The organism is Cryobacterium sandaracinum (genome assembly GCF_004403415.1).
GTDB lineage: Bacteria > Actinomycetota > Actinomycetes > Actinomycetales > Microbacteriaceae > Cryobacterium > Cryobacterium sandaracinum.
Genome location: NZ_SOGO01000006.1, coordinates 113,623 through 135,748, shown reverse-complemented (window position 1 = coordinate 135,748; position 22,126 = coordinate 113,623). Strand labels below are relative to the sequence as shown.

General features: G+C 66.6%; 16 protein-coding genes and 1 tRNA gene. 2 read left to right on the top strand and 15 right to left on the bottom strand.

The features are described from left to right. Positions 1 to 10: 10 nt before the first annotated feature. The 4 genes from coaE to polA all read right to left on the bottom strand — a co-directional run bounded on the left by coaE (position 11) and on the right by polA (position 6,805). The gene (gene coaE, locus E3T25_RS00800; RefSeq protein WP_104100572.1) at positions 11 to 640 is read right to left on the bottom strand and encodes a dephospho-CoA kinase; all 630 of its coding nucleotides are present in this window, start codon (positions 638 to 640) and stop codon (positions 11 to 13) included. 99 nt (positions 641 to 739) lie between these two features. Next, positions 740 to 2,197: a 30S ribosomal protein S1 gene (gene rpsA / locus E3T25_RS00795; RefSeq protein WP_104100545.1), complete on the bottom strand. Its 1,458-nt coding sequence runs from the start codon at positions 2,195 to 2,197 to the stop codon at positions 740 to 742. 177 nt (positions 2,198 to 2,374) lie between these two features. After that, positions 2,375 to 4,051, bottom strand: a complete 1,677-nt coding sequence (locus E3T25_RS00790; RefSeq protein WP_134371563.1) for a DUF885 domain-containing protein — start codon at positions 4,049 to 4,051, stop codon at positions 2,375 to 2,377. A 75-nt stretch (positions 4,052 to 4,126) separates the two neighbouring features. Beyond that, positions 4,127 to 6,805 (bottom strand): DNA polymerase I, encoded by a 2,679-nt coding sequence (gene polA / locus E3T25_RS00785; RefSeq protein ID WP_134371561.1) that lies wholly within the window; start codon positions 6,803 to 6,805, stop codon positions 4,127 to 4,129. A 56-nt stretch (positions 6,806 to 6,861) separates the two neighbouring features. Between polA and E3T25_RS00780 the strand changes: the two genes are divergently transcribed. Further along, complete coding sequence (locus tag E3T25_RS00780; RefSeq protein WP_104100542.1) at positions 6,862 to 7,338, top strand: hotdog fold thioesterase; 477 nt, start codon at positions 6,862 to 6,864, stop codon at positions 7,336 to 7,338. A 19-nt stretch (positions 7,339 to 7,357) separates the two neighbouring features. On the opposite strand, the gene E3T25_RS00775 is transcribed toward E3T25_RS00780, so the two are convergent. Continuing rightward, complete coding sequence (locus tag E3T25_RS00775) at positions 7,358 to 7,963, bottom strand: ANTAR domain-containing response regulator (protein ID WP_104100541.1); 606 nt, start codon at positions 7,961 to 7,963, stop codon at positions 7,358 to 7,360. 38 nt (positions 7,964 to 8,001) lie between these two features. Here E3T25_RS00775 and E3T25_RS00770 point away from each other — a divergent pair. After that, positions 8,002 to 8,087: transfer RNA gene (locus E3T25_RS00770), tRNA-Leu, on the top strand. A gap of 101 nt (positions 8,088 to 8,188) precedes the next feature. On the opposite strand, the gene E3T25_RS00765 is transcribed toward E3T25_RS00770, so the two are convergent. The 10 genes from E3T25_RS00765 to trpC all read right to left on the bottom strand — a co-directional run bounded on the left by E3T25_RS00765 (position 8,189) and on the right by trpC (position 22,122). Further along, positions 8,189 to 8,668: a hypothetical protein gene (locus E3T25_RS00765; RefSeq protein WP_241980496.1), complete on the bottom strand. Its 480-nt coding sequence runs from the start codon at positions 8,666 to 8,668 to the stop codon at positions 8,189 to 8,191. Then, a complete protein-coding gene (locus E3T25_RS00760) occupies positions 8,665 to 9,585 on the bottom strand; it encodes a DUF6545 domain-containing protein (RefSeq protein WP_134342449.1) in 921 nt (306 codons plus the stop codon). Before E3T25_RS00760 ends, E3T25_RS00765 begins: the two co-directional genes overlap by 4 nt. 122 nt (positions 9,586 to 9,707) lie before the next feature. Further along, the gene (locus E3T25_RS00755) at positions 9,708 to 10,202 is read right to left on the bottom strand and encodes a hypothetical protein (protein ID WP_104100539.1); all 495 of its coding nucleotides are present in this window, start codon (positions 10,200 to 10,202) and stop codon (positions 9,708 to 9,710) included. A 322-nt stretch (positions 10,203 to 10,524) separates the two neighbouring features. Beyond that, positions 10,525 to 11,970, bottom strand: coding sequence for a pyruvate kinase (pyk, locus tag E3T25_RS00750; protein WP_104100538.1), 1,446 nt, complete (start codon positions 11,968 to 11,970; stop codon positions 10,525 to 10,527). Positions 11,971 to 12,080: 110 nt separating this feature from the next. Beyond that, positions 12,081 to 13,538 (bottom strand): glutamate synthase subunit beta, encoded by a 1,458-nt coding sequence (locus tag E3T25_RS00745; RefSeq protein WP_104100537.1) that lies wholly within the window; start codon positions 13,536 to 13,538, stop codon positions 12,081 to 12,083. After that, complete coding sequence (gltB, locus tag E3T25_RS00740) at positions 13,531 to 18,108, bottom strand: glutamate synthase large subunit (RefSeq protein ID WP_104100536.1); 4,578 nt, start codon at positions 18,106 to 18,108, stop codon at positions 13,531 to 13,533. The genes E3T25_RS00745 and gltB overlap by 8 nt, the downstream gene beginning before the upstream one ends. Before the next feature lie 124 nt (positions 18,109 to 18,232). Further along, positions 18,233 to 19,228: a prolipoprotein diacylglyceryl transferase gene (gene lgt / locus E3T25_RS00735; protein WP_134371559.1), complete on the bottom strand. Its 996-nt coding sequence runs from the start codon at positions 19,226 to 19,228 to the stop codon at positions 18,233 to 18,235. A 72-nt stretch (positions 19,229 to 19,300) separates the two neighbouring features. Then, positions 19,301 to 20,137, bottom strand: coding sequence for a tryptophan synthase subunit alpha (trpA, locus tag E3T25_RS00730; RefSeq protein ID WP_104100534.1), 837 nt, complete (start codon positions 20,135 to 20,137; stop codon positions 19,301 to 19,303). Further along, positions 20,134 to 21,351 carry a tryptophan synthase subunit beta gene (trpB, locus tag E3T25_RS00725; protein ID WP_104100533.1) on the bottom strand — a complete coding sequence of 406 codons (1,218 nt, stop codon included), beginning with the start codon at positions 21,349 to 21,351 and terminating at the stop codon, positions 20,134 to 20,136. The genes trpA and trpB overlap by 4 nt, the downstream gene beginning before the upstream one ends. After that, on the bottom strand, positions 21,352 to 22,122 hold the full coding sequence (gene trpC / locus E3T25_RS00720; RefSeq protein WP_134371557.1) for an indole-3-glycerol phosphate synthase TrpC: 771 nt from the start codon (positions 22,120 to 22,122) through the stop codon (positions 21,352 to 21,354). It lies immediately after the preceding gene. Between the last annotated feature and the right edge of the window lie 4 nt (positions 22,123 to 22,126).

Genomic DNA, 22,126 nt, shown 5'->3' with positions numbered 1-22,126 from the left:
GCTCGTCAGTCTACGGAGCGCCTCTGACAATGCGCTGCTGACCCTGACCCCGCACCTGGTCCCACAGCACGTCGACCTGCTCCAGGGTCTGCTCAAGAGTGCCGCCCGTGTCGATGACGACGTCGGCGATCCTGTGACGGTCGGCGTCACTGGCCTGGGCGCGGATCCGGCGCTCCGCTTCGCCGACATCCATCGCCCGCAGCTCCACCATGCGGCGCACCCGGGTCGGCTCGTCGGCCTGGGTGACGACGACGAGGTCGAAAGGATGGTCGACGCCTGCCTCCACCAGCAGGGGCACGTCGTACACGACGATCGCGTTGCGGTCGGCATCTTCCGCCTCGCGGATCAGTGCGTTCGAGCGCGCGCGCACCTCGGGGTGCACGATCGCGTTGAGGCGGTCCAACGCCTCCGGGTCGCGGAACACGACCGCGCCGAGCGCCACCCGGTTCAGGCTGCCGTCGGGCAGCAGCACCGCGTCACCGAAAGCATCCGCGATCTTGACAAGCCCCGGGGTGGCGGGCCCGACCACGACCCGCGCGAGTTGGTCGGCGTCGATGTGCACGGCCCCGTGCTGCACTAGCCGCCGCGCGACGGTGCTTTTTCCGGATGCGATCCCGCCGGTCAGTCCAATCAAGTACACACTTGCCATGCTAACGGCCCTCAATGGACGAACCGGCATCCGCCGGCGAAGCGAAAAAAGGCCGCACCCCGGAGGGTGCGGCCTTCAGTCAGCTCGGTGCTAGTTGGAGCTGGAGAGCTTCTCGCGCAGTGCTGCGAGGGCCTCGTCGTCCGCGAGCGTGCCGGCGCCGGCCGTCTCGTTCGAGAAGGTGTTGCCTGCGGCGGACGGGACATCGCTGACGGCGGTGATCTCGTCGTTCGCGGAGGCAACCTGCTTCTTGTGGGCTTCCCAGCGAGCCTGGGCTGCAGCGTAGTCCTGCTCCCACTTCTCGCGCTGGGTCTCGAAGCCTTCGCGCCACTCGTTGGTCTCCGGGTCGAAGCCCTCGGGGTACTTGTAGTTGCCCTGGTCGTCGTACTCGGTGAGCATTCCGTAGAGCGCCGGGTCGAACTCGGTGCCCTCGGGGTCGACACCGTCGTTGGCCTGCTTGAGGCTCAGCGAGATGCGGCGACGCTCGAGGTCGATGTCGATGACCTTGACGAAGACCTCGTCGCCGACCGACACGACCTGCTCGGCGAGCTCGACGTGCTTGCCGGAGAGCTCGGAGATGTGAACGAGTCCCTCGATGCCCTCGGCAACGCGAACGAACGCGCCGAACGGAACGAGCTTGGTGACCTTACCCGGTGCAACCTGGCCGATGGCGTGGGTGCGAGCAAAGACCTGCCACGGGTCTTCCTGCGTGGCCTTGAGGGAGAGCGACACGCGCTCGCGCTCGAGGTCGACCTCAAGGATCTCGACGGTGACTTCCTGGCCAACCTCGACGACCTCGCTGGCGTGCTCGATGTGCTTCCAGCTGAGCTCGGAGACGTGAACCAGACCGTCAACGCCACCCAGATCGACGAACGCACCGAAGTTGACGATCGACGAGACAACACCCTTGCGGACCTGTCCCTTCTGAAGGTTGTTGAGGAACGTGGTGCGGCTCTCGGACTGAGTCTGCTCGAGCAGCGCACGACGGGACAGCACGACGTTGTTGCGGTTCTTGTCGAGTTCGAGGATCTTGGCCTCGATCTCCTGGCCCAGGTACGGGGTCAGGTCGCGAACACGGCGCAACTCGATGAGCGAGGCCGGGAGGAACCCACGGAGTCCGATGTCCACGATGAGGCCACCCTTGACAACCTCGATGACCGAACCGGTGACAACGCCATCCGACTCCTTGATCTTCTCAACGTCGCCCCATGCACGCTCGTATTGAGCGCGCTTCTTGGACAGGATGAGACGGCCTTCTTTGTCTTCCTTCTGAAGAACGAGGGCCTCAACCAGGTCGCCGACCTTGACGACCTCAGAGGGGTCGACGTCGTGCTTGATGGAAAGTTCGCGGGAGGGAATGACGCCCTCGGTCTTGTAGCCCACGTCGAGGAGAACCTCGTCGCGGTCGATCTTCACCACGGTGCCCTCGATGAGGTCTCCGTCGTTGAAGAATTTCAGAGTCTTTTCGACCGCGGCAAGAAAGTCTTCAGCAGATCCAATGTCGTTGATGGCGACCTGCTTGGGTGCCCGTTCGGTCGTTGCGTTTGTCATGTAGTAGTTGCTCCAGGATGGACATAGTTCGGGCCACGCACGGGAAAAACTCGTGCTCATGCACCATGCATGGCGGTGGACAGTTCGTCACAAGCGTGACAGTTAAGCTTAGCTGTTTGCGGGAGAGGCCGGCAACTTGCCCGTCCCCACCGAAGCTACGCCGATCGACCCCGAACGTTAACCGAGCATCGCCGCCTGGAGGGTGTCCAGGCCGACCCCGCCGAGATCGAGGGCCTTGCGGTGGAACTCCTTGATCGAGAAGGCGTCACCCTCGCGCTCCCTGTAACTGTCCCGCAGCTGCTCCCAGATGCGCTGGCCGACCTTGTAGGACGGGGCCTGCCCCGGCCAGCCGAGGTACCGGTTCACCTCGAACTTGACAAAGCTCGCGTTCATGTTCACGTTCCGGCCCAAGAACTCCAAGGCGTAGTCGGCGGTCCAGGGGCCCGAACCGTCGGGCAGCTGCTTCTCGAGGTGCACGCCGATGTCGAGGACGACGCGGGCGGCGCGCATCCGCTGCCCGTCCAGCATGCCGAGACGGTCGGCCGGGTCATCGAGGTAGCCCAGCTGCTCCATCAGACGTTCCGCGTAGAGCGCCCAGCCCTCGGCGTGACCCGAGGTGCCGGCCAGCTGGCGGCGCCAGGTGTTCAGCTTGGCCCGGTTGTAGACGGCCTGGCCGATCTGCAGATGGTGGCCGGGCACGCCCTCGTGGTAAACGGTGGTCAATTCGCGCCAGGTGTCGAATTCGGTGATCCCGACCGGCACCGACCACCACATCCGGCCCGGGCGGGAGAAGTCGTCCGTAGGCCCGGTGTAGTAGATGCCGCCTTCCTGGGTGGGGGCGATCAGGCACTCGAGGCGTTTGATCTCGTCGGGGATGTCGAACTGGGTCTCGGAGAGCTCGGCGACGGCTCGGTCGCTGGTCTCCTGCATCCATTTCTGCAGGGCGTCGGTGCCGTGCAGCTTGCGGCTGGGTTCGGTGTCGAGGAACGCAATGGCCTCGGGCACGCTCGCGCCCGGCTTGATCAGGTCGGCGATGCTCTCTTGCTCGGCGACCATCCGCGCCAGCTCCTCCACGCCCCACTCATAGGTTTCGTCGAGGTCTATGGTCGCGCCGAGGAAACGGCGGGACTGCAGCAGGTAGAGGTCGCGACCGATGGCGTCGCGGGTGGGGGCCCTGCCCTCGAGCTCGGTGCCGAGGAAGTCCGCCAGCGTTCCATAGGCCGCGGCAGCGGCACGCGCCCGGGTGTCGAGATCCTTGGCCAGCGAGGCCGGGAGCGCTCCCGTGTCGTGGCCGGCGTTGGCGGCGAACTCGGCGAAGAAGCCGTCGTTCGCCGCGTGGCGCCGGGCCTGCAGGATGACTTCCTGCACTTGACGCCGGGCGGGCATACTGCCGCGCTCGATGCCGAGGCGCAGGGTCTGGATGTAGCCGTCGATGGCCCCGGGCAGGGCGCGCAGACGGGCGGAAACGGTGTCCCAGTCGGCGACGGTGGCGGTGGGCATCAGGTCGAAGACCTCCCGGATGCCCTGGGCCGGCGACGCGATCACGTTCAGGTCGCGCAGCGGCAATCCGGCTTCGGCGCTCTCGACGTCGAGGGCGAGCGAGCTGCGCAGGTCGGTGCGGGTGACGACGTCGACGTCGTCGACGGCCGTGGCCGCGTCGAGGCGGGTGATGAAGGATCGGGCCGCGTCGACCCTGCGGTCCAGGCCGTCCGGGGAGTAGTCGCCGAAGCGGCCGTCAACCTCGGTGCGGCCGATGTACGTGCCCACGGTCGGGTCGATATCGACGAGGGTGTCCACCCAGTCCTCGGCGATCCGGTCGATCGGCGTGGGGGTGCGCTGCTTGTCGGTTGTCATGACCCGAGCCTAGAACACGCGCTCGACCGCGGGCGGAGCGCCGGACCTTGCATTCGGGCGGCTGGTAGTCGCTGCCTAGTGGGCGGCGGCATCCCAGTTGTCGCCGCGGCCGACCTGCACGTCGAGCGGCACCAACAGGTCCGCTGCGGTCTCCATCCGGTGCGTCACGACCTGGCGGAGCGCATCCCACTCCCCCGGGGCAACCTCAAAGATCAGTTCGTCGTGTACCTGAAGCAGCATGCGCGACTCCAAATTGCCGTCGATCAGGTCCACGGCGATCCCGTTCATCGCGATCTTCATGATGTCGGCGGCCGACCCCTGGATCGGCGCGTTGAGGGCCGCGCGCTCCGCGTTCTCGCGTACGACCCGGTTGGCGCTGTGCAGCTCGGGGAACGGGCGGCGGCGGCCGAATATGGTGGCCGTGTGACCATCTATTTTGGCCTGCTCGACGACATTGCGCAGGTAGTCGCGTACCGCGCCGAACCGGGCGAAGTAGTCTGTGATGAGCTGCTTGGCCTCCTTCGTCTCGATGCGCAGCTGCCGGGACAGCCCGAAGGCGCTCAATCCGTAGGCCAGGCCGTAGGACATGGCCTTGACCTTGGAGCGCATCTCGTTCGTGACGTCTTCCGGCGCCACGCCGAACACGCTTGCGCCGACGAACCGGTGCAGGTCTTCGCCGGCGTTGAAGGCCTCGATCAGTCCCGCGTCGCCGGAAAGGTGCGCCATGATGCGCATCTCGATCTGCGAGTAGTCGGCGGTGAGCAGGCAGTCGGCCCCGTTGGCCGCGTGGAATGCGGCCCGGATGCGGCGGCCCTCCTCGGTGCGCACCGGGATGTTCTGCAGGTTGGGGTCGGTGGAGGAGATCCGACCGGTGGCCGTGCCGATCTGCACGTACGTGGTGTGGATACGTCCCGTCTCGTCGATGGCCTTGTCCAGGGTCTCCACGATCTGGCGCAGCTTGGTGGCGTCGCGGTGCTGCAACAGCATGTCAAGGAACGGATGCGGGTTGCTGGCCTGCAGGTCGGCCAGAGCCCCGGCATCCGTGGAGAACCCGGTCTTGTTCGCCCGGGTCTTGGGCATGCCGAGCTGGTCGAACAGCACCTCCTGCAACTGCTTGGGTGAACCGAGGTTCACCTCGCGGCCGATCTCGGCGTAGGCGCCGGCGGCCAACCCGGCGGCGCGCTCGCCCAGCTGGCCGGACAGTGCCGACAACTGGTCATGGGAGACGGCCACGCCGGCCAGTTCCATGTCGGAGAGTGCCAGCAGGGTGGGCATCTCGATGGTGGTGAGCACCTCGCGGGACCCGTCGTCGAGCATCGCGTCGATGGCCGCGGCCACCCGGAACGTGTACCAGGACTCCACCGGCACGCCCCCGGCCTCGTTCTCGGCCGGGATCAGCTGGTTGGGGTCGGTCACCGGCAGGGTTTCGCCCAGGTATCGCAAGACGAGGGTGGCGAGGGTTTTGTCCGGCACCCCGGGGCGCAGTAGCCAGCCCGCGATCAGGCTGTCGAACACCAGCCCCGAAAAGTCCAGGTTGCTGCGGCGGAGCGCCTTGATCTGGCTCTTGGCGTCGTGCATGATCTTGGGCGAGTCGCTGGCCAGCCAGGCCTCGAATGCGAGGTAGTCCGTGCGTCCGGGCTGCCAGGGCAGGTTTACCGACTCGGTCGGTCCGGACACTCCGAAGCCGATGGCCTTGCCCTCGTGTACCTCGACGGAGAGAGCGAGGCCCTGCGGGGAGGCGACCGTGGCCCGGGCGATCCACGCGGCCAGCTCCTCGTCGAGCAGGTCCTGGGCGGCGGGGGCCTGAGGCGCGGCGACCAGCACTTCCTCCGGCACGACCACGGCGACGCCTCCGGTCGCGCCGGCGCCCTCAAGCTTGATCACGCGGTCAAGCAGGGTGCGAAACTCGAGCCGACCGAACACAGCGCGCACGGCCGGTTCGTCGATGGGGCGCCGCACGAGGTCGGGGAGCTCCACCGGGAGGTCAAGGTCGGTGACGAGGTGGTTGAGTCGCCGGTTGCGGATCGCGTTCTCTTTCTGCTCGCGCAGGTTGTTGCCGACGACGCCCTTGATCTCCTCGGCGTGTTCCAGGATGCCGTCGAGGCTGCCGTAGAGGCCGAGCCATTTCACGGCGGTCTTCTCCCCCACCTTGGAGATCCCGATCAGGTTGTCGCTGGTCTCGCCGACCAGGGCCGCGACATCCGGGTATTGTGCCGGCTCGATGCCGTACTTCTCGCGCACCCGGGCCGGGTCGTAGCGGGTGAGCGCCGAGACGCCCTGGCTGGCCGGGTAGAGCAGGGTGACGTTTTCGTTGACGAGTTGGATCGTGTCCCGGTCCCCCGAGACCACCAGGACATGGAAGCCTTCCTGGTTGCCGCGCACGGACAGTGTTGCGAGGATGTCGTCGGCCTCGAAGTCTTCCTTGGTCAGCGTCGTGATGTTCATCGCAGCCAGGGCCTCCTGCAGCAGCGGCACCTGCCCGATGAACTCGCTTGGCGTGCTGGCCCGCGTGCCCTTGTAATCGGCGTATTCGCGCGTTCGAAAGGAGAACCGCGAGATGTCGAACGCCACGGCGATGTGCGTGGGCTTCTCGTTGCGCAGCAGACTGAGCAGCATGGACAGGAACCCGTGGATGGCGTTGGTGTGCTGCCCGTCGTGGGTCTGGAAACTGTCCACGGGGAGGGCGTGGAACGCCCGGTAGGCCAGGGAATGGCCGTCGATGATCATCAGGGTAGGCTTTTCGGAATCTGACACAGAGATAGCCTACAAGCGTCATCCGGCGCGGGCAGGTGCAGCGACCGAAGGTGACTATGATCCAGCAGACCACGGACGCCCTCGAGTGGGTCCAGCAGCGGGGAGCCGGCTCCCTGGCCGAAAAGATGGGCATCGAGTTCGTCGAGTTCACCATCGAGCGCGCGGTGGCACGGATGCCCGTCGAGGGCAACACGCAACCGGCGATGCTCCTGCACGGTGGCGCCTATGTCGTGCTGGGCGAGTCGCTGGGCTCGATGGCCGCCAATCTGCACGCCGGTCCCGGCCGCCTGGCGGTGGGGATCGAGATCAATGCCACGCATACCCGGTCGGCGACGTCGGGCTTCGTCACGGGTGTCTGCACGCCGGTGCACCTGGGCCGTACGCTCACGACGCACGAGATCGCGGTCACGGATGATCAGGGCCGGCGCTGCTCGACGATCCGGATTACCAATCTGATCAAGGAACTGACGAACCGGCCCGAGGCGCAAGACCCGAGGCTTGAAAAACGGCCAGGCATCAACCTCGAAGGGTGATCTGCCCGGCTGCCGAAGGTTACTTCTTGGCGCTGAGCTGCTCGATAATCGCCTGGGCGACGTCGTGCATGGTGAGCCGGCGGTCCATGGACGCCTTCTGGATCCACCGGAAGGCCTCGGGCTCGGTGAGCCCCATCTTCTCGTTGAGCAGGCCCTTGGCCCGGTCGACGAGCTTGCGGGTCTCGAAGCGCTCGACGAGGTCGGCCACCTCGGCCTCGAGGGTGATGATCTGGCTGTAGCGCGACAGCGCGATCTCGATGGCGGGCAGCAGGTCGTTCGGGGTGAACGGCTTGACCACGTAGGCCAGCGCGCCCGCTTCCGTGGCGCGCTCGACGAGTTCTTTCTGGCTGAACGCGGTCAGCAGCACGACGGGGGCGATGTGCGCCTTGGTGATGCGCTCGGCCGCGGAAATTCCGTCGAGGTGCGGCATCTTCACGTCCATGATGACCAGGTCGGGCCGCAGCTCGGTGGCCAGGGCGACAGCGGTTTCTCCGTCGCCGGCTTCACCGACCACCTCGAATCCGGCGTCACGGAGGATTTCGACGATGTCGAGGCGGATGAGGGACTCATCCTCGGCAACGACAACGCGGCGAGGAGGTACTGGGGTGGAGTCTTGGTCGGTCACGGGGGAAAGCCTACGGTATTCTGGAGCAGGTGTTGTGAGCCGGTGTGGCGGAATGGCAGACGCGGAGCACTCAAAATGCTTTGTTCGCAAGGACGTGTGGGTTCGAGTCCCACCACCGGTACCAACACCCCCAGGCAGAAATTTCCGCCGAGTCGGGCCGTTTCGGCTCTGCCGGGGCGTCAGCGCCAGTCGGCGCATCGGCCAGCCCGTCAGCCCGTCAGCCCGTCAGCCCTCAGCGGGTCGCGCGGCATCGCCGCGCTGCATGTCCTCTTCCAGGAGCGCGGTGATCGACCGCAGCGTCTCCGGGGACACATCCCCGAGCGTGCGTGCCGCGAAGTTGACCACGCGCTGGGCACGCAGGCTTTTCACGAACGCGAGCTGGGAATCGACGCGGTCGGGGAGGTCGCAGTCAGAGCCCAGCAGGTACTCCGGCGGGATACGGAAGAACTCGCCGATGCCCGTGAGCAGGTCGACGTCTGTCACGAGAGGCCCGTCCCCGGTGATCATGTAGGCCCACCGGGCTCGGGAGAGCGACAGGCCCCGCGCCTGCAGTCCCGCGGCGATCTGCTTGTAGGTGTGCGGCGTGTTGCCCTCGGCGACGACCACGTCAAGCAGGAGGTTGAGCTTGCGTGCCAGTTCCCGCTGCGGACTGATCGGTGCGCCGGGGATGCTGGGCCCGTCGTCGGCTGCTCGCGGGTCAATCACGATGTGTGGTCCTGTCGGGGTGTCGCGGGGCGGGCAAGGGTGGTGACGATCGAAGCTGCGGCGGGGATGGCCCGCACGTGGTTCTCGGCGGCGTTGATCAGTGTCCGTTCAGATACCGTCAGGCTCTGGTCTGGGTTGAGGAGCAGGCTATCCCGCACCTCGACGTAACGCCGGTACAGGTGAGCGCCGGGAGCCCGCACGAGGAGCAGCCCGACGCGCGAGAGGTCGCGCTCGATGCTGAGCTCCGGAGATCCGGCCAGCAGGCGCTCCCACAACGGAGTGATCTGCCACAGCAGCACCCGGTTGCGGCTGGTCTTCGCCAGGGCCTGGATACCCACTTCCATGGCAGTCAGACCCAGACCCAGGCCGAGGCAGACGGGAGCGGTGGCGAGGGCGATGTGGTAAGCGGTGTAGGGCCACCCGTCAAAGGAGAAGTCCGGACTGAGAAGGGCTGCGGTCACGCTCGCGAAGCTGACGATCGTGTAGACCAGAACCCCGAGGCAACCGAGCACAACGAGAGCGAGAGACGCCCGAGTGATCAACCGATGCTGAAGGCGTAGATCGGACGCGCATGCCGCACCTACCGACACGGAGAAGAGGGCCATCGCAATCCACGTGGTGGACGAGTAGGCGGCGAAATCCCAACGATTCGGAAAAGCCTCGTGGATCTGGTCTCGAAAACGCCAGTCTCCGCCGAAGAATAGGACAGCTTGGGCGGTGACAATTGCGCCGGTGACGAGTGCGGTCACCTGATTCCTACGCCGCGTGAGACCGCCCACGGACACGGCCTCCTGCACGATGCCGTCCAGGAGACCAATGGTAACGATCGCCGTTGCATGAAAGCTGAAGTAGGCGACGTTGTCCCCACCCAGTAGTCCGTCGACGGCGTTGTACACGACGTAAGGCTGCAGGGTCATTGTCGTCCCGAAAGCAACGAGGACCCAGAAGAGACGGCGACGACGACCGCGAAGGAGTGACGGCACGCACAATATTGTGGCGATCCAGATCAACGCCGACACCGATAGCAGGATGATCTGCACTACAGCACCCGGCCGAAACCGGTTCGGGGGCCGTTGGCCGTTTCGGCGCTGTCTCCGAACATGATCAGGGCCAGCCGGTCGCCGATCGCCTCGGCCAGGGCTTCCTGCTCGTCGGTGAAGTTGCTGCGGGACAGCGCGTATGCGATCGAGTCGAGCGGGATGAGGGGTGCGAGCAGCGCGACCCGCTCGGCCGGCATCAGCTGCTTCTCATGCCGCAGGATCATGTGGCCGAACTCATGGTTGATGAACTGCTGGCGGTGCACGGCGGAGTCCGTCGGCGCATGGTGGATGCGCTCGAAATTCTCCCCGGCGACCTCGATCCACAGCCCGCAGACTCCGGATTCTACGAGCCGCGGACTCGCCGCACGAATCAGGATCGCCTTGCCGCGCAGACCTTCCATGTACCGGTGCAGCGTCGCGGCGGTCAGCGGACGCGGGAGGGTGAGGGTGGCCACCAGTTCGCGCGCCCGCTCGGTGCGTGCTTCGTAGTTCACGTCCTGCTCCCCCCTGTGCGCCGCTGTCCCGTGGCGCCGGACCGTGACATTAGACATGTCCAACAGGTGCTAGCCTGAAATGAGGTTGGACATGCCCACGCTACCGGGTCGGGGGACCCGCGCACGCCACGGACCGTCCAGTCACGCTCCGGTTCGGAGTGTTCACGCGCACAGCCTCATGGGCGACACTGAAGGGGAACAGGGTGTCGCCCGGGGGCGGTGGGTCACAGAATCACGGCGCTCGGCTGTGCCGCGCAGATTTGACAGCACGAGAAAGCCCCGCCACCCGAAGCCGGGCGGCGGGGCTTTCTCCGTCGCGGCGCTACTTCTTCGCGTACGCCGGGTGAACTTCATTGTGGGCATCGCCGACGCGGTGCACACGGATGTCGTTCGTGGAACCCGCGATGCCGGGAGGGGAACCGCTGATGACGACGACCTTGTCACCGAGCTGTGCCAGACCCTGGCCCAGCAGGATGTCATCCACCTGTCCGAACATGGCATCCGTGTGGGTGACCCGGTCGACCAGGTAGGTCTGGATGCCCCAGGTGAGGGCCAGTCGACGACGGATACCGGGCTCCGGGGTGAAAGCCAGCATGGGGATCTTCGACCGCAGCCGGGACATCCGTCGGGCCGAGTCACCGGACTCCGTGAAGATGCACAGGAACTTCGCTTCGACGAACTCGGCGACCTCGATGGCGGCGAGGGTAATCGCACCGCCCTGGGTACGCGGCTTGTTCGTCAGCGGAACGATACGCTCCAGGCCGTGGTCCTCGGTCGACGCGACAATCCGCGCCATCGTCTGGACCGTGACGACGGGGTACTCGCCGACGCTGGTCTCGCCACTGAGCATGACCGCATCCGCGCCGTCGAGCACGGCGTTGGCGACGTCAGACGTCTCCGCGCGGGTCGGCACCGGGCTGTGGATCATGGACTCGAGCATCTGCGTCGCCACGATGACCGGCTTGGCCATGCGACGAGCGAGCTCGACCGCCTGCTTCTGCACGATCGGAACGGCCTCGAGCGGCAGCTCCACGCCCAGGTCGCCACGGGCCACCATGATGGCGTCGAACGCGTCGACGATGCCCTCGAGGTTCTCCACGGCCTGCGGCTTCTCGATCTTCGCGATCACGGGAACGCGGCGTCCTTCTTCGGCCATGATCTCGTGCACGCGGGTGATGTCGGCGGCGTCCCGAACGAACGACAGCGCGATCAGGTCCGTGCCGAGGCGGAGACCCCAGCGCAGGTCGGCCTCGTCCTTTTCGGACAGGGCCGGCACGTTGACGGCGACACCGGGCAGGTTGATGCCCTTGTTGTTCGACACGGGGCCGGCAACGATCACCTTGGTCGTCACGACGGTGTCGTTCGTGGCCACCACCTCGACCTTGACCTTGCCGTCGTCGATCAGCAGGAAGTCGCCGGGCCTGACGTCCTGGGGCAGGCCCTTGTACGTGGTGCCGGAGAGTTCCTTGGTACCCAGGATTTCTTCTGTGGTGATCTTAAAAATGTCTCCGAGGGCAAGTTCGTAAGGGCCGCCTTCGAATTTTCCGAGACGGATCTTCGGTCCCTGCAGGTCGACCATGACGGCGACGGCACGACCGGAGTCGTTCGCTGCTTTGCGTACATTCGCATAAACACCCTCGTGGACCTGGTAGTCCCCGTGGCTCAGGTTCATCCGGCAGACGTCGACACCGGCATCGATAAGGGCACGAATTTGATCGTAGCTGGCTGCTGCCGGCCCGAGCGTGGCGACAATTTTGGCGCGTCTCATTCTGAAAGAACTCCGGTTTCCGCGCTGTTTCGGCGCATATTCTCTGTTGATGGTTGGGAGACCACGGGGTGGTGGATCTCTTGGAATCGAATCACTGGATCAGTGACCAATCAGATTGCGAAGGCATGATCGGACGGTTTGACCGGTGCAGGCAGTTGCGTCTCGCCTTCGAGGAATTTGTCGACGGCTGCCGCAGCAGCCCGACCTTCGGCGATCGCCCAGACGATGAGCGACTGGCCACGGCCGGCATCACCAGCAACGAACACGCCTTCATGGCTGGTCTGGTAATTAACGTCACGCTCGACATTACTCCGCCCATCGACCGGCACGTGCAGCTGGTCGGTCAGCTCGCGTGATTCAGGACCGGTGAAGCCCATGGCCAGGAGAACCAGATCCGCAGGGATCTCGCGCTCCGTTCCGGCCTTGGGCACCCGGCGTCCGCCCCGGAATTCGGTCTCGGCCACGCGGATGGCGCGCACCTCACCCGCTTCGTTGGCCAGGAACTCCACCGTCGACACCAGGTACTCGCGGTTGCCGCCCTCTTCGTGGGCGCTCGACACCTCGAACAGCGTCGGTGACAGCGGCCACGGCTGGTGTTCCGCCCGTTCCATGCCCGGTTGGCGGCCGATAGCGAGATTCGTGACGGATGCCGCGGCCTGGCGGTGCGCGGTACCGATGCAGTCGGCGCCGGTGTCGCCGCCGCCGAGTACGACCACGTGCTTGCCCTCGGCGGTGATCTGCTGGTCAACAGTGTCGCCGGCGCCGACCTTGTTCTGCTGCACGAGGTATTCCATGGCGAAGTGCACTCCGGGCAGGTCGCGCCCGGGGATCGGCAGGTCGCGGGGCACCAGGGCCCCCGTGGCGACCACCACAGCGTCATAGCGGGCCCGGAGGTCATCCCAGGTGATGTCGACCCCGATGGTGACGCCTGCTCGGAAGCGGGTGCCCTCGGCCGTCATCTGGCCGAGTCGGGTCTCGAGGTGCTTCTTCTCCATCTTGAAGTCCGGGATGCCGTAACGTAAAAGCCCGCCGATCCGGTCGTCGCGCTCGAAGACCGCCACCGTGTGACCGGCCCGCGTGAGCTGCTGCGCGGCCGCGAGGCCGGCCGGGCCAGAGCCGACGACCGCGATCGTCTTGCCGGTGAGGCGTCCGGGCGGCTGGGGCTGCACCCATCCGTTGGCGAAGGCCTGGTCGATGATGGAGACCTCAACCTGCTTGATCGTGACCGGCGGCTGACTGATTCCGAGAACGCAGGCCGACTCACAGGGTGCCGGGCAGAGACGCCCGGTGAACTCCGGGAAGTTGTTGGTGACATGGAGACGTTCGATGGCCTGTCGACCCTCGTCCCGCCAGGTGAGGTCGTTCCATTCCGGAATGATGTTGCCGAGCGGGCAGCCCTGCTGACAGAACGGCACACCGCAGTCCATACAGCGGCCGGCCTGGCGTTTCAGTTGCGTCGCGTCGCCCTGCTCGTAGACCTCTTTCCAGTCCATCAGACGAACGGATACGGGACGGCGGGCCGGAAGCTCCCGGTCCGTGGTCTTGAGGAATCCTTTCGGATCAGCCATTGGTTGCCTCCAGAATGCGGTTCCAAACGACGACGCCATCGGGGTCGAGGCCCTCGTCGACGGCGATCTGCCTGGTTGCCAGGACGGCCGCGTAGTCGCGCGGTAGCACCTTGACGAATGTGGACATGGTGGTCTCGAAATCGGCCAGCAGCCGGGCCGCCAGGGCGGACTCGGTCTGGTCATGATGCTGTCCGAGCAAGTCGCGCACGATCTCGCGGTCCGCGCCGCCGAGCGGCAGAAGTGTGAGTTCGCCGGAGTCGAGGGCCTGCCGGTTGACATCCTCGGTACGAAGACCGTAGACGTAGGCGGTTCCGCCAGACATACCGGCACCCAGGTTGCGCCCCGTTTCGCCCAGGATGACCGCCAGTCCCCCGGTCATGTATTCGAGGGCGTGATCTCCCACGCCCTCGACGACGGCGGTGGCCCCGGAGTTGCGCACCAGGAAGCGTTCGCCCACGATGCCGCGGATGAACATGCTGCCCTGGGTCGCGCCGTAGCCGATGACGTTACCGGCGATCACGTTCTGCTCGGCCGGGAACAGGCTGCCCCGGTCGGGTCGCACGGTGATCTGGCCACCGGAGAGACCCTTGCCGACGTAGTCGTTGGAGTCACCCTCGAGCCGCAGGATGATGCCGCTCGGCAGGAACGCGCCGAAGGACTGTCCGGCGCTGCCGGTGAGGGTGACGTCGATGGAACCGGACGGCAGCCCGTTCTCGCCGTGGCGCACGGTGACCTCGTGGCCGAGCATGGTGCCCACGGCCCGCTCGGTGTTTCGGATGGGCAGGGAGATCGAGACCTGCCCACCATGTTCAAGCACACTGGCGCTCTGCCGGATCAGTTCGTTGTCGAAGTGGAGCTCAAGTTCGTGCTCCTGAGGGCGACCGGACTGCCGGGGCTCCCCCGCGGAGAAGTCCGGACCGACGAGGATGGGCGACAGGTCGAGTCCGGAGGCCTTCCAGTGCGTAAGCGCCCCGTTGACGTCGAGCACCTCCCGGTGGCCGATGGCCTCGTCGAGGCTGCGGAATCCGAGCTCGGCGAGGTACTCGCGCACCTCCTGAGCGATGAACTCGAAGAAGTTGATCACGTGCTCGGCCTTGCCAGTGAAACGTTTGCGCAGCTCGGGATTCTGGGTGGCCACCCCGACGGGGCAGGTGTCCAGGTGGCAGACGCGCATCATGACGCAGCCCTCCACGATCAGCGGGGCGGTAGCGAAGCCGAACTCCTCGGCGCCGAGCAACGCTCCGATGATGACGTCACGGCCGGTCTTCAACTGGCCGTCGACCTGCAGCACGACCCGGTCGCGCATCCCGTTGAGCATCAGGGTCTGCTGCGTTTCGGCCAGGCCGAGTTCCCAGGGGGTCCCCGCGTGCTTGAGGGAGTTGAGCGGGCTCGCGCCGGTTCCGCCGTCGTGACCGGAGATGAGAATGACGTCGGACAGGGCCTTGGCCACTCCGGCGGCGACCGCGCCGATACCGGACTGGCTGACGAGCTTGGTGTGGATGCGTGCGGTCGGATTCGCCCGCTTCAGGTCGAAGATCAACTGTTTGAGGTCTTCGATCGAGTAGATATCGTGGTGCGGGGGCGGCGAGATCAGGCCGACGCCGGCGGTCGCGTGCCGGGTGCGGGCGATCCACGGGTAGACCTTCGTGGGCGGCAGCTGGCCGCCCTCGCCGGGCTTGGCTCCCTGCGCCAGCTTGATCTGGATGTCGTCGGCGTGGGACAAGTACATGCTGGTCACACCGAACCGGCCGGATGCCACCTGCTTGACGGCGCTGCGTCGCTCCGGGTCGAGCAGGCGGTCAAGGTCTTCTCCACCCTCACCGGTGTTGGACTTGCCCCCAAGGCGGTTCATTGCGATGGCGAGGGTCTCGTGCGCCTCGGCGGAGATCGATCCGTAGCTCATCGCCCCCGTCGCGAAGCGCTTCACGATCGAGGAGATCGGTTCCACCTCGTCCAGCGGCACGGGGTGGCGCTTGCCGGTGGTGAAGGTGAACATGCCGCGCAGCGTCATCAGGCTCGTCGCCTGGTCGTCGACTAGTTTCGTGTACTCGCGGAAGATGTCGTAGCTGCGCGTGCGGGTGGAATGCTGGAGCCGGAAAATGGTGTCCGGGTTGAACAGGTGCGGAGACCCGTCGCGGCGCCACTGGTACTCACCTCCGGTCGCGAGGCGTTCGTGCGCGGTGACCGCGGCATCCTCGGGGTAGGCGGCCCGGTGCCGGGCCTCATTCTCGGCCGCGACCACCTCGATGCCGATGCCGCCGAGCTTGCTCGTGGTGCCGGTGAAGTACTGGTCGATGAATTCCTGGCTCAGTCCCACGGCCTCGAAGGTCTGCGCGCCGGCGTAGGAGGAGACGGTCGAGATCCCCATCTTGGACATGATCTTGAGCACGCCCTTGCCGAGGGCCTTGATCACGTTGCGCACGGCCTGTTCGGGCGTGCCGGTCGTGATGTAGCCACTGCGCACCAAATCCTCGCACGTTTCCATCGCAAGGTACGGGTTCACGGCGGATGCGCCGTAGCCGATCAGGAGGGCGACGTGGTGCACCTCGCGCACATCGCCGGCCTCGACCACGATGCCGACCTTCATGCGGTTCTCGGTGCGGATCAGGTGGTGGTGAACCGCGGCAATCATCAGCAGCGACGGGATCGGGGCCAGATCCTTGTTGGAATCCCGGTCGGACAGGACGAGGAACATCGCGCCGTCGTCGATGGCGGCGTCGGCCTCGGCGCACATCTCCTTGATGCGGGCCTCCAAGGCGTCCGGCCCGTCTTCGAACCGGTAGAGCCCGCGAATGGTCCTGGTGGTGCGGCTGCCCGGCGCGGTGTCGATGTGCTGGATCTTCGCCAACTCGTCGTTGTCGATCACGGGGAAATCGAGCACGACCTGCCGGGCGTGCTCGGGGCCCACCGAGAGGAGGTTGCGTTCCGGACCGAGCCCGAGCTTGAGGGAAGTGACAACTTCCTCGCGGATCGAGTCGAGCGGCGGGTTGGTCACCTGAGCGAACTGCTGCGTGAAGTAATCGAAGAGCAGCCGGGGTCGGTCGCTGAGCACGGCGATGGGGGTGTCGGAGCCCATCGCGCCGAGCGGTTCCCCGCCGAGGCGAGCCATCGGCGCGAGCAGGATGCGCACCTCCTCCTCGGTGTAGCCGAAGGTGCGCTGGCGGCGCACGACGGATGCCGGCGGGTGCACGATGTGCTCCCGCTCGGGCAGATCCTTGAGGTTGATGCGCCCGGCGTCCAGCCAGGTTCCCCACGGCTCGCTGGCCGCGAGGTCGGCCTTGATCTCGTCGTCTTCGATCAGGCGTCCGGCGACCGTGTCGACCAGAAACATCTTGCCGGGACGCAGGCGGCCCTTGCGCACCACCCGGTTGGGGTCGATGTCGAGCACCCCGATCTCGCTGGCGAGCACGACGAGGCCGTCGTCGGTGATGAGGTAGCGGCCGGGGCGCAGCCCGTTGCGGTCGAGGGTGGCGCCGACGAGGGATCCGTCGGTGAACACGATCGCGGCCGGGCCGTCCCACGGCTCCATCAGCATGGAATGGTACTCGTAGAACGCACGGCGTTCGGCGTCGAGGTCGGTCTGGTTCTCCCAGGCCTCCGGCACCATCATCATGACGGCGTGCGGGAGCGAACGCCCCGACAGGCTGAGCAGCTCAACGACCTCATCGAACGAGGCCGAATCGCTGCCGCCGGGGGTGACGATCGGGAGCAGCGGCGCCAGGTCGCCGAGCAGGTCGGATTCGAGCTGCGACTGGCGCGCCTGCATCCAGTTGCGGTTGCCCTGAACCGTGTTGATCTCGCCGTTGTGCGCGATCATGCGGAACGGCTGCGCGAGCGGCCAGGACGGGAACGTGTTGGTGGAGTAGCGGGAGTGCACGAGGGCGAGCTTGGAGACGAAGCGCGGATCGGACAGGTCCGGGTAGAACGGCTCCAGCTGAAGCGTCGTGACCATACCCTTGTAGACCACGGTGCGACAGGACAGTGAGGCGAAGTAGATCTCCAGCTCGCGTTCGGCACGCTTCCGCAGCCTGACTGCCTGGCGGTCCAGCGCGATGTCGCCGAGCGTGTCGCCGGCCTCGGTCGTGCGGGCGCTCTGCACGAACAGTTGCTGGATGGCCGGCATGGCCGCGCGCGCCAGGGTGCCGACCTCGTCGGGGCGCACGGGAACTTCGCGCCAGCCGAGGATCACCAGTCCCTCTTCGAGGGCGATCCGGTTGATCTGACGCTTGATGCCGCTGCGCTTGGTGGGATCGATCGGCAGGAACACATTGCCGACCGCGTAGCGGCCCGCCGCGGGCAAGGCGAAATCGGTGACCGACCGCAGGAACTCGTCGGGAACCTGAGTGATGATGCCCGCGCCGTCTCCGGTGCCGGCATCCGATCCGACCGCACCGCGGTGCTCGAGGTTGCGCAGCGCGTCGAGGGCGAGGGTGATGATGTCGTGCCCGGCGGTGCCCCGAAGCGTGGCAACCATGGCGAGGCCGCAGGCATCGCGCTCATCGGCCGGGTTGTACAAGCCCTGCGGCTTCGGCACTGCGCTGAAGCGCGAGAAGAGGGGTGTTTGCGGCATTGGACCGTCCTCACAAAAGTAACTGGCGAGTGGGGACGACGCTGGCCCGCTCAGGTAGACATGTGCGCGGCGGCCCGTCATACCGGGTCACAAGCCGTGGAACAGGTTGGAGTCAACCTTGAGCCTAGAGGCGCGAGTTGCTGGTGCTTGTGGCTGCAACGTCGCCTGATCCGGCGGGACCGACGGCCTTGTCACCGTGATCCTTGGGGTCCGAATCAAACTCATCAGATTCTACCTCAGCGTCGGGCCCCTTCCACTCGCGGCCGGGAATGTACACGCTCGCGGGCAGGCCCGTGTGGCGCTTGCTCTGCACGACGATCAGGATGATTCCCAGCAGGATGGCGGCGAAAGCGGCCCACACATTGGTGCGGAGGCCGAAGAACATCTCGCTCGGGTCGACCCGGATCGATTCGAAGAAGCTGCGGCCGAGGCCATACCAAATCAGGTAGACGCCGAAGGCCTTGCCCCAGCGGAGCGCGACCTTGCGTTCGATCGCGAGGATCAGGACGACGCCGACCACGTTCCAGACCATCTCGTAGAGGAAGGTTGGGTGAAACAACGTTTCGGGGGGAAGCCCGATCGGGAGGGCCGGGTTCGCCGCGGACACCTCGAGGCCCCAGGGCAGGTCGGTCGGCAGACCGAAGAGCTCCTCGTTGAACCAGTTGCCGAGGCGGCCCATGGCCTGCGCCACGAGCATCCCCGGTGCCAGGGCGTCCGCGAAGGCCCAGAACCGGATGCCCGAGATGCGGCAGCCGATGTAAGCGCCGACGGCCCCGCCCAGGAGCGCTCCGAAGATGGCGTTGCCGCCGTTCCAAATGGCGAACACCTCGAGAGGGTTGGCACCCTCGAAGAAGTAGTCGGAGGGGTGCGTGAGCACATGGTAGAAGCGCGCGCCGACGATGCCGAGCGGAACGGCCCACAGGATGATGTCCAGCACCACGCCCGGCTCTCCGCCGCGCGCAGACAGTCGGCGGCTCGTCATGACGGTGGCGGCGATGATCCCTGCCAGAATGCAGAGGGCGTAGGCGTGGATGGTGAACGGGCCGAGGGTGAACGAGCTCCATTCGGGGCTCGGGCTCGGGATGCTCAGAAGAAAAGACACCTGGGGACTACCTTTCATCGTGGCGCCGGGGAGGCCCCGTGACCGCCTCGGTCAACTTACCTTAGCTTTTGGGTGCTTCGATGGCGGGGATCAGACGGCGGGGCGCAGATCCCGGGCACTGGCCGCGAGGTCACGGGTGAGGACGGCCAGGGCCGGCACTCCCCCGTCGGACAGTGCCTTGACCAGGGCGGAACCGACGATGGCGCCATCGGCGTAGGCGAGGATCTCCCGCACCTGCTCCGGGGTGGAGATGCCGAGTCCGACGCACGCGCTGGTGGACCCGACGGCGCGGAGGCGGTCGACGAGCACCCGCGCGGCGGAGTCCACGTCGCCACGGGCGCCGGTGATTCCCATGGTGGAGGCCGCGTAGACGAAGCCGCGGCTGGCGTCCACTGCCTGACGCAGCCGGGCGTCGGACGACGACGGGGCGGCGAGGAAGACACGGTCGAGTCCGGTTCGCGTGCTGGCTCCCACCCAGGCGGCCGCGTCGTCGGGGATGAGGTCGGGCGTGATCAGCCCGGCGCCTCCCGCCGCGAGCAGGTCGTCGGCGAACCGGTCCACGCCGTACTGCATGATCGGGTTCCAGTAGGTCATGACCAGAACGGGCACGTTCACCTGGGCGGTGATCGCCGCGACGGCCTCGATCCCGTGCCGCAGCCGAAAGCCGTTGGCCAGAGCCTGCTGGGTGGCCGCCTGGATCACTGGCCCGTCCATGACGGGATCGGTGTACGGCAGGCCCAGCTCGATGACGTCGACACCGTTCTGCGCGAGTGCCACGGCCGCGTCGATGCTCTCGGTCAGGGTGGGAAACCCGACGGGCAGGTAGCCGATCAGAGCACCGCCGCCCTCGGAGCGGCGACGGGCGATTGTCGCCTCGACCGTGCTCGTCGTTCCGGTCGTGGAACCCGTACCTGTTTCCGTGCTCATGACTGTTCCGCGCCCTTGTCGAGCAGGTCGAAGTACCGACCCGCGGTTTCCATGTCCTTGTCGCCGCGTCCGCTGAGGTTTACCAGGATGGTGGCGTCAGGTCCGAGCTGCTTGCCGAGGTCCAAGGTGCCGGCGAGGGCGTGCGCCGACTCGATGGCGGGGATGATGCCCTCCGTGCGGCTGAGCAGCCGGAGGGCGCTCATCGCCTCGTCATCGGTGACCGGCAGGTAGGTGGCCCGGCCGATACTGGCGAGCCACGCATGTTCCGGGCCCACCCCCGGGTAGTCCAGACCCGCAGAGATGGAGTGCGACTCCACGGTCTGACCGTCTTCGTCCTGCAGCAGGAAGCTGCGGGCGCCGTGCAGGATGCCGGGGCGCCCCTTGGTGATCGTCGCCGCATGGCGCAGGGTCTCCGCGCCGTCACCGCCGGCCTCGTAGCCGACCAGGGCCACCTCCGGGTCGTCGAGGAACGCGTGGAAGATACCCATGGCGTTCGAACCACCGCCGACGCAGGCGGTGACCGCGTCGGGGAGGCGGCCGGTGAGGTCCAGCACCTGCTGGCGGGCCTCCTCGCCGATGATCTTCTGGAAGTCGCGCACCATGGCCGGAAACGGATGCGGCCCGGCGACGGTACCGAAGATGTAGTTGGTGGTCTCAACGTTGGTGACCCAGTCACGCATGGCGTCGTTGATGGCGTCTTTCAGGGTGCGGGACCCGGTCTTGACCGGCACGACCTCGGCGCCGAGCAGTCGCATCCGGGCCACATTCAGGGCCTGGCGCTCCGTGTCGACCTCGCCCATGTAGACGACGCAGTCGAGCCCGAACAGGGCGGCGGCCGTCGCGGCCGCCACGCCATGCTGCCCGGCGCCCGTCTCGGCGATGACGCGGGACTTGCCGATGCGCTTGGTGAGAAGAGCCTGGCCGAGCACATTGTTGATTTTGTGCGAGCCGGTGTGGTTGAGGTCTTCCCGCTTGAGGATGATGCGGGCACCGCCGGCGTGCGCGGCGAACCGGGGCACCTCGGTGATGATGGACGGGCGCCCGGTGTAGCTCCGGTGCAATTCCATCAATTCGGCCGCGAAGGCCGGGTCCTGCCGTGCCAGAGCGTACTCGTCGGTCAGCTCGTCGAGGGCAGCCACGAGGGACTCCGGCACGAACCTCCCGCCGAAGTCGCCGAAGTACGGGCCTGCTTCTGTTCTGAGGGACGTTGACATTTAAACCGCCAGGAATTCGGAGAGGGTTCGGATGGGATCGTTTGTGACGAGGGCCTCGCCGACGAGCACGATGTCGGCGCCGGCGGCGCGGTAGTGCGCCACGTCGGCGGCGGTCTTGACGGCCGATTCGGCGACGCGGGCGACGCCCGAGGGGATCCGGTCCGCGAGCCTGCCGAACAGGTCCTGATCGAGTTGGAACGTGGACAGGTCGCGGGCGTTTACCCCGACGAGGCTTGCGCCAATGGCCAGGGCACGGTCGACCTCCTCGGCGCTATGGGTCTCGACCAGCGCGGTCATGCCGAGCTGGCGCACGAGGTCGTGCAGGGAGACCAGGGTGGTCTGGTCGAGTGCGGCGACGATGAGCAGAACCATGTCGGCACCTGCCGCCCTGGCCTCGAAGACCTGGTACGGCAAGCCGATGAAGTCTTTACGCAGCACCGGGATGCGCACGGCGGATCGCACTTGCTCGAGGTCTGACAGGGAGCCGAGGAACTTGCGACCTTCGGTGAGCACGCTGATCGCGCTGGCGCCGCCGAACTCGTAGGAGACGGCGAGGGCGGCAGGGTCCGAAATCTCGGCCAGGGTGCCCCGGGACGGGCTGGCGCGCTTGACCTCCGCGATGATCTTGACCTGATCGGCGGGTGCGAGCACCGCCAGGGCATCGATCGCGGGAGTTTGGTCGAGAGCGGTTGCCTCGACGATGGCGAACGGACGGGCGGCCCGACGAAGTTCAGCGTCGGCGACGGCCCCGGCTAGAAGATCAGACAGCACTCGA

Coding starts and splice junctions, on each gene's coding strand:
- rpsA (WP_104100545.1), bottom strand. CDS start 2,197: ATGACAAACGCAACGACCGAACGGGCACCCAAGCAGGTCGCCATCAAC.
- E3T25_RS00790 (WP_134371563.1), bottom strand. CDS start 4,051: ATGACAACCGACAAGCAGCGCACCCCCACGCCGATCGACCGGATCGCC.
- E3T25_RS00780 (WP_104100542.1), top strand. CDS start 6,862: ATGATCCAGCAGACCACGGACGCCCTCGAGTGGGTCCAGCAGCGGGGA.
- E3T25_RS00760 (WP_134342449.1), bottom strand. CDS start 9,585: ATGACCCTGCAGCCTTACGTCGTGTACAACGCCGTCGACGGACTACTG.
- pyk (WP_104100538.1), bottom strand. CDS start 11,970: ATGAGACGCGCCAAAATTGTCGCCACGCTCGGGCCGGCAGCAGCCAGC.
- E3T25_RS00745 (WP_104100537.1), bottom strand. CDS start 13,538: ATGGCTGATCCGAAAGGATTCCTCAAGACCACGGACCGGGAGCTTCCG.
- gltB (WP_104100536.1), bottom strand. CDS start 18,108: ATGCCGCAAACACCCCTCTTCTCGCGCTTCAGCGCAGTGCCGAAGCCG.
- lgt (WP_134371559.1), bottom strand. CDS start 19,228: ATGAAAGGTAGTCCCCAGGTGTCTTTTCTTCTGAGCATCCCGAGCCCG.
- trpA (WP_104100534.1), bottom strand. CDS start 20,137: ATGAGCACGGAAACAGGTACGGGTTCCACGACCGGAACGACGAGCACG.
- trpB (WP_104100533.1), bottom strand. CDS start 21,351: ATGTCAACGTCCCTCAGAACAGAAGCAGGCCCGTACTTCGGCGACTTC.